Source organism: Opacimonas viscosa, assembly GCF_024199005.1.
Lineage (GTDB): Bacteria > Pseudomonadota > Gammaproteobacteria > Enterobacterales > Alteromonadaceae > Opacimonas > Opacimonas viscosa.
This window is the reverse complement of record NZ_JANATA010000038.1, coordinates 1-5,697: the sequence shown is the minus strand read 5'-3', so window position 1 is coordinate 5,697 and position 5,697 is coordinate 1. Positions and strand designations below refer to the sequence as shown.

Annotated in this window: 5 protein-coding genes; 4 read left to right on the top strand and 1 reads right to left on the bottom strand. The window is 37.9% G+C overall.

Going from position 1 to position 5,697, the window contains the following annotated elements; all coding sequences use genetic code 11:
* The first annotated feature begins 217 nt into the window (after positions 1–217).
* Together NLF92_RS12530 and NLF92_RS12525 are read left to right on the top strand one after the other, a co-directional pair.
* A complete protein-coding gene (locus tag NLF92_RS12530; protein ID WP_254102495.1) occupies positions 218–1,060 on the top strand; it encodes a DUF2797 domain-containing protein in 843 nt (280 codons plus the stop codon).
* A gap of 107 nt (positions 1,061–1,167) precedes the next feature.
* Positions 1,168–2,718: a methyl-accepting chemotaxis protein gene (locus tag NLF92_RS12525; protein WP_254102493.1), complete on the top strand. Its 1,551-nt coding sequence runs from the start codon at positions 1,168–1,170 to the stop codon at positions 2,716–2,718.
* A 21-nt stretch (positions 2,719–2,739) separates the two neighbouring features.
* On the opposite strand, the gene NLF92_RS12520 is transcribed toward NLF92_RS12525, so the two are convergent.
* A complete protein-coding gene (locus tag NLF92_RS12520; protein WP_254102491.1) occupies positions 2,740–3,522 on the bottom strand; it encodes a DUF3108 domain-containing protein in 783 nt (260 codons plus the stop codon).
* 298 nt (positions 3,523–3,820) lie between these two features.
* Here NLF92_RS12520 and apt point away from each other — a divergent pair, with 298 nt between their 5' ends.
* A complete protein-coding gene (gene apt, locus NLF92_RS12515; protein WP_254102488.1) occupies positions 3,821–4,357 on the top strand; it encodes an adenine phosphoribosyltransferase in 537 nt (178 codons plus the stop codon).
* A gap of 6 nt (positions 4,358–4,363) precedes the next feature.
* The coding region (gene dnaX, locus NLF92_RS12510) for a DNA polymerase III subunit gamma/tau (RefSeq protein ID WP_254102486.1) at positions 4,364–5,697 on the top strand (1,334 nt) is incomplete at its 3' end.

Below are 5,697 nucleotides of genomic sequence, written 5' to 3'. Positions count from 1 at the left end.
TTTGGATCCGCAGGATCCTTAGTGAGCAGGGAGGGATGACGCCATCTAATGGGGTAATAGCGCTTTCTAGTGTAACTAGGTCTTTTTAAAAACATCTGTTGTACCTAATACGATGACTCTATCATCACACCTTATTTAACTATTGTTACTTTATAAATTCATTGCTTTGCGATTATAGGCTCGTTATGATCATTGAAAATTATTCTTAAGAGAAGATATGACGACATATTCAGGTAATCTTAAAAAAATGCTAGTAAGTGTAGATGAGTGTAATACTGCTCAGTATCATTTACCTATTGGTGATAAGCTGCTTCCAATGAACGCTTTAATTGGTCATGAAGTTACTTTTACATTTAATAATAAAATTAATTGTGTAAATTGTGCTAGGGTCACGAATAAAAGTTTTAATCAGGGGTACTGCTACCCTTGTTTACAGAAACTTGCACAGTGCGACAGTTGTATTATTAAGCCAGAGTTATGTCATTACAGCAAAGGTACCTGCAGAGAGCCTCAATGGGCTGAAGCTCACTGTTTTAATGATCACATTGTTTATTTATCTAATACTGGCAATGTAAAAGTTGGCATAACCCGACAGATTCAGCCTGGTGTTTCCTCTCGCTGGATAGATCAAGGTGCTACTCAAGCGATTGCCATTTTTAGAGTTGCTAACCGTCTTATTAGTGGTTTAGTCGAAACGATATGTAAACAGCATATGTCAGATAAGTCTAATTGGCGTGTCATGTTAAAAGGTGATATCCCACAGTTAGACCTAGTCGGCCTTAGAGATGAACTGTATGAAAAAATAGCGGATGATATTGATGAGCTTGTAGCACAATATGGATTACTTGCAATCCAAAAAATACATCAGCAACCCGTTGATATTTTTTATCCAGTACAACAATATCCAGTAAAAATTACTTCCCTTGGTTTTGACAAAACACCTTCTTTTACAGGTGTTTTGCTAGGAATTAAAGGCCAATATTTATACTTTAATGACGACCGTGTAATAAATATACGAAAACATGCAGGTTACGACATACAGTTACATACAAGCCTGTAGGTGAAATTCGTATAAAAAATGACGAAATTCATTATATTTATGATGTCTTTTCGTATTATTTCCTATACTGATTAGTATATTTACCAAATCAGTATAGGTATACCTTTATGAAATACGTACCATTGTTTTTTACGGTGCTTGTTGTTTCCATCTTATATGTAGAGCTCGCTTTTTTATCAGCACCCATTTTTCTCTACTCCGCATTGTCTGTCACATTACTTATCAGTTTTTATGCACAATCGTTCATTATTAATCATGCTAATAAGACAGATATTCCAGAGACTAATGACGATATTTTTACGTCAAATGCAGAAAACATTGCAAGTAGTACCAGCAAGATCGCCATTGGTGGTGCAAATGTTTCTCATTTTACCGATAAATTATCCCAATTGTTTTCTGCACAAGTTGATCAAACCTCAGCTATAGCGGATAAAGTAAAATTATTAGAATCTGGTAATGTCGAACTATTAACTACGACTCATCAAGCTCAAAAATGTATTGATGACTCCAGTAAAGAAACAGAAAAAACTCATGGCCTGTTGGGTGATGCTCTTTCGCAGCAAGAACAACTAGATGCTCAAATTACCTCTACCAGTGAGTCACTCACCAATTTAAAAGTTAAAGCAGATGCTATTGGTAGTATTGTAACGACTATAAATCAGTTGGCGGATCAAACCAATATGCTTGCTTTGAACGCTGCGATAGAAGCAGCCAGAGCCGGTGAACAGGGACGTGGTTTTGCTGTTGTTGCTGACGAAGTTCGCGAGCTGGCCAAAAAAACAACTGATGCCACTTATGGTATAGAGCAAGTCCTAGAAGAAATCACTTTCGCAACCAAAGATTCAGTTTCTGCTATTGAGGAGGTTTCTGTTTCTGGTAAAAACATGGCACATTTAGTCAGTCAAACAGCTGAAGTCGTTACTCACAATAACGAGCTTGCAGCATCAGCCAGAACGGCTATGCAGCAAGTTTTTATTACTGTAGAAGAACATAATCAAACAAATCAAGGGATCACTCAAAATATTGATTCTTTGTTTTCATCTACTCAAGAGCTAGAGGGGGACCTTAATGAAGTTTCCAATAAAGTTCTCAATTTATGTAATCAGACAGAGGACATTTTTAGACAATTACATGTGTTTGATTTGAGTAATCGTAACGCCATTGTTAAAGACTTAGCTATTGTCGCAGCTGAATTGGTCGGTGCAAAGTTTGAAGAAGCTTTGTTATCAGGTGAGATTTCGAATGCGGCTTTATTTGATAATCAACACAAACCCATACCAAATACCAATCCACAAAAATACACTACGATGTTTGATAGTTTTACTGATAAGGTATTACCGCTTATCCAAGAGCCTATTTTACAACAACATAATTTTTTAATTTATGCTGGTGCGGTCGATAGCAAAGGTTATTTCCCAACGCATAATAAAAAATTTAGTAAGCCAATGACTGGGGTTTTTGAAAATGATTTACTCCATAGTCGTACCAAACGTATTTTTGATGACTACACAGGTAAACGTTGCGGTAGTAATACAGAGAAGTTTCTTTTACAAACATATAAAAGGGATACGGGCGAAGTGATGCATGACTTATCCGCTCCTATTTATGTAAATGGTAAACATTGGGGTGGTTTCCGAATAGGTTACAAAGCTGATTAATGTATTGTTTGACTCATAATATTATTGCTTTGGAATAAGTTCATAGCTTTTGATTAAGGCATCAAAACTTTCTTTACCATCCTCGATTTGTTGCAATCGAACCAGTGTGAAATCAAGCTCTGGAGCTAACCATACGCTAGTAGTACGTTGTTTTTTTATATTGGTTCTAGTCAGTTTTATTGCCGTAAACTCTCCTAATGGGGTCCTGACTGTTTCTGGTGGGTTTTGGGTAAACTCATAATCTTTCCAGTTTCCATAGCGTGTTGCTACGGTGTATTTTTTTATAGGCCTATTATTTTGTAGATCTAATCTGATCTGTAATTGATAAGTCATCATATCTTGAATAACGGTATCACTGGGAAATGGGTTATTTTGTTGATCTCTGCCAGATATAGTTTCATTTGTGTAGTTTATTGATACGTTGTATTGTTTATCTTTTCCAGTACCTTCTCTAATGAACTCGTAATTTAAGGGAGATGCGACCCACATTTTGTCTAAGTAAGTATATGTAAACTCACTCGTTTCAATTCTGGTGTCCGTCAAAAAAAAGTATCGAGCTTTGGTGCGATAAGAAAATACATAATTACCTTTTTCATTTTTACTTAGAGAGCGGAAGCCCTCGCCGTAAGTAGAGCCTCTCCTATTCAAGGAATAGCTTGCTTTAAATGTAGGTATTGGCATAAATGAATCTACGGTTTCTAACGTGGTATCTGCTTCATTTATAGCTGCGAATGCAAACGCATGTGTGGTTAAAAAACTCGCAAAAAAGATAGATTTTATTAACTTGTTATAAAAGAGTGACATAATGTGTTTTTCGACTAATACGATAATCGTAATGTAGCATATTATCAGTCAGTTTTAATGATTTTTACTATGAATTTCGGTGCTATTCCTTTAGACTTTGACGCTGTTTTTTTATCTTACAGTAGAGGATGTTGTTGTATGTCAGATGGTTCAAATTTTAAAGACCCGTTCAACATTTGGTACTTATTAGCTGCATTAGGTGTGTTAATGGCAATGCCATTATTGAACATGATCTGCGGTTGGTTCGTATTCTATATAACGAAGTAGACAATAATAATTAACTAATTTGAGGTGTATTTTGCCTGGCGAATATATAAAGTCTGTTGTTAAAACTATCCCTGATTATCCAAAACCAGGGATTATGTTTCGCGATGTAACGAGTGTTTTGGAAGACCACCAAGCTTTTTCTCAATGTATTGAGTTATTAGCTGAAAAATTTAGAGCAGGTGGTTTTGATAAAATCGCTGGTACTGAAGCGCGTGGTTTTTTATTTGGCGCTCCTCTTGCACTAGCCATGGGCATAGGCTTCATTCCTGTTCGTAAACCTGGAAAATTACCGCGTGCGACCATTTCAGAAGAGTATGAATTGGAATATGGTACAGATACCTTAGAAATCCACGAAGATGCAGTTAAGCCAGGTGAAAAAGTATTGATGATTGATGATCTACTTGCCACTGGCGGTACTATGATCGCCACAGCAAACCTGATTAAACGTCTTGGTGGGGTGGTAGAACATGCAGGTTTCGTGATTTCATTACCCGATATTGGTGGTGCACAAAAATTAAAGGAAGCCGGCATAACGTCATATGCGATTTGCGAATTTGAAGGCGATTAATTACTTATGAGCTATCAAGTCTTAGCAAGAAAATGGCGACCTAAAAAATTCTCTGAATTGGTTGGTCAAAGTCACGTAGTCACCGCGATTTCAAATGGTTTAGACAATGACCGTTTGCATCATGCTTACTTATTTACAGGTACTCGTGGTGTTGGTAAAACGACCATTGCCAGAATTTTTGCTAAGAGCTTGAACTGTGCGGATGGGCAGAGCGCTAATCCATGTGGTAAGTGTGGTACATGTATTGAGGTCGACAAAGGCAGTTTTGTCGACCTGATTGAGATTGATGCGGCGTCCAAAACAAAAGTGGAAGATACTCGCGAACTGCTTGATAACGTGCAGTACAGGCCGACACATGGGAAGTACAAGGTTTACCTGATAGATGAAGTTCATATGCTTTCTAAGCATAGTTTTAATGCACTTCTCAAAACGCTTGAAGAGCCACCTCCGCATGTTAAATTTTTACTTGCTACAACAGATCCGCAAAAACTACCAATCACTATTTTATCACGTTGCCTTCAGTTTAATTTAAAGGCACTTTCCCGTGAAGAGATCCAATCTCAGCTAAGCCATGTTTTATCTGCTGAGCAAATAAATTATGAAAAGCCGGCTTTAGCGCAATTAGCACGGGCCGCTAATGGCAGTATGCGAGACGCTTTGAGTTTAACAGACCAAGCCATCGCCCAGGGAAACAATCAGGTACTAACGTCGGTAGTGACAGATATGCTTGGTTTGATGGATAAAAATCAACTGCTGCGAATTGTTCATGCTTTACTTGAAAATGATCAAGAGAAGTTGATGGCCCAAGTGGATTCTCTGGCAGACCAGTCTCCAGATTACCGCACAGTACTCGATGAATTATTAGGTTTGTTGCACCAGATTACTTTGACGCAAATAGTACCTGACGTTTGTAAATTAGATGCTTTAAGTGCCAAAGCCGTTTATCAAATAGCGAAATCGATTTCCCCAGAACATATCCAGTTATTATACCAAATGGCCCTGCAAGGTAAAAAAGACTTACCTCATGTTGCAGATGGTAGAATGGCACTAGAAATGACATTGTTGCGTATGATGGCTTTTACTCCTGCGATATTCATTGAAGATTTGGAACAAATCATTCAAGACAACATTACGGCTCATATGGTTGAGATCGATGAGAAAATTGTTTTTGACAATATAATTAAGCACCAGGATGCGCCATTAAAGCAACAACCAGAAGCGACCCCAGATATTGAACGAGAATCTGTTGACACTGAACTTCAAGCCAGCAACATAGCTGCAGAGCCAGAGCCAGAGCCAGAGCCAGAGCCAGAGCCAGAGCCAGAGCCAGAGCCAGAGCC

Bases quoted from the DNA above. Each gene is read 5' to 3' on its own strand.
- NLF92_RS12530 (WP_254102495.1), top strand. From the start codon at position 218: ATGACGACATATTCAGGTAATCTTAAAAAAATGCTAGTAAGTGTAGAT.
- NLF92_RS12525 (WP_254102493.1), top strand. From the start codon at position 1,168: ATGAAATACGTACCATTGTTTTTTACGGTGCTTGTTGTTTCCATCTTA.
- NLF92_RS12520 (WP_254102491.1), bottom strand. From the start codon at position 3,522: ATGTCACTCTTTTATAACAAGTTAATAAAATCTATCTTTTTTGCGAGT.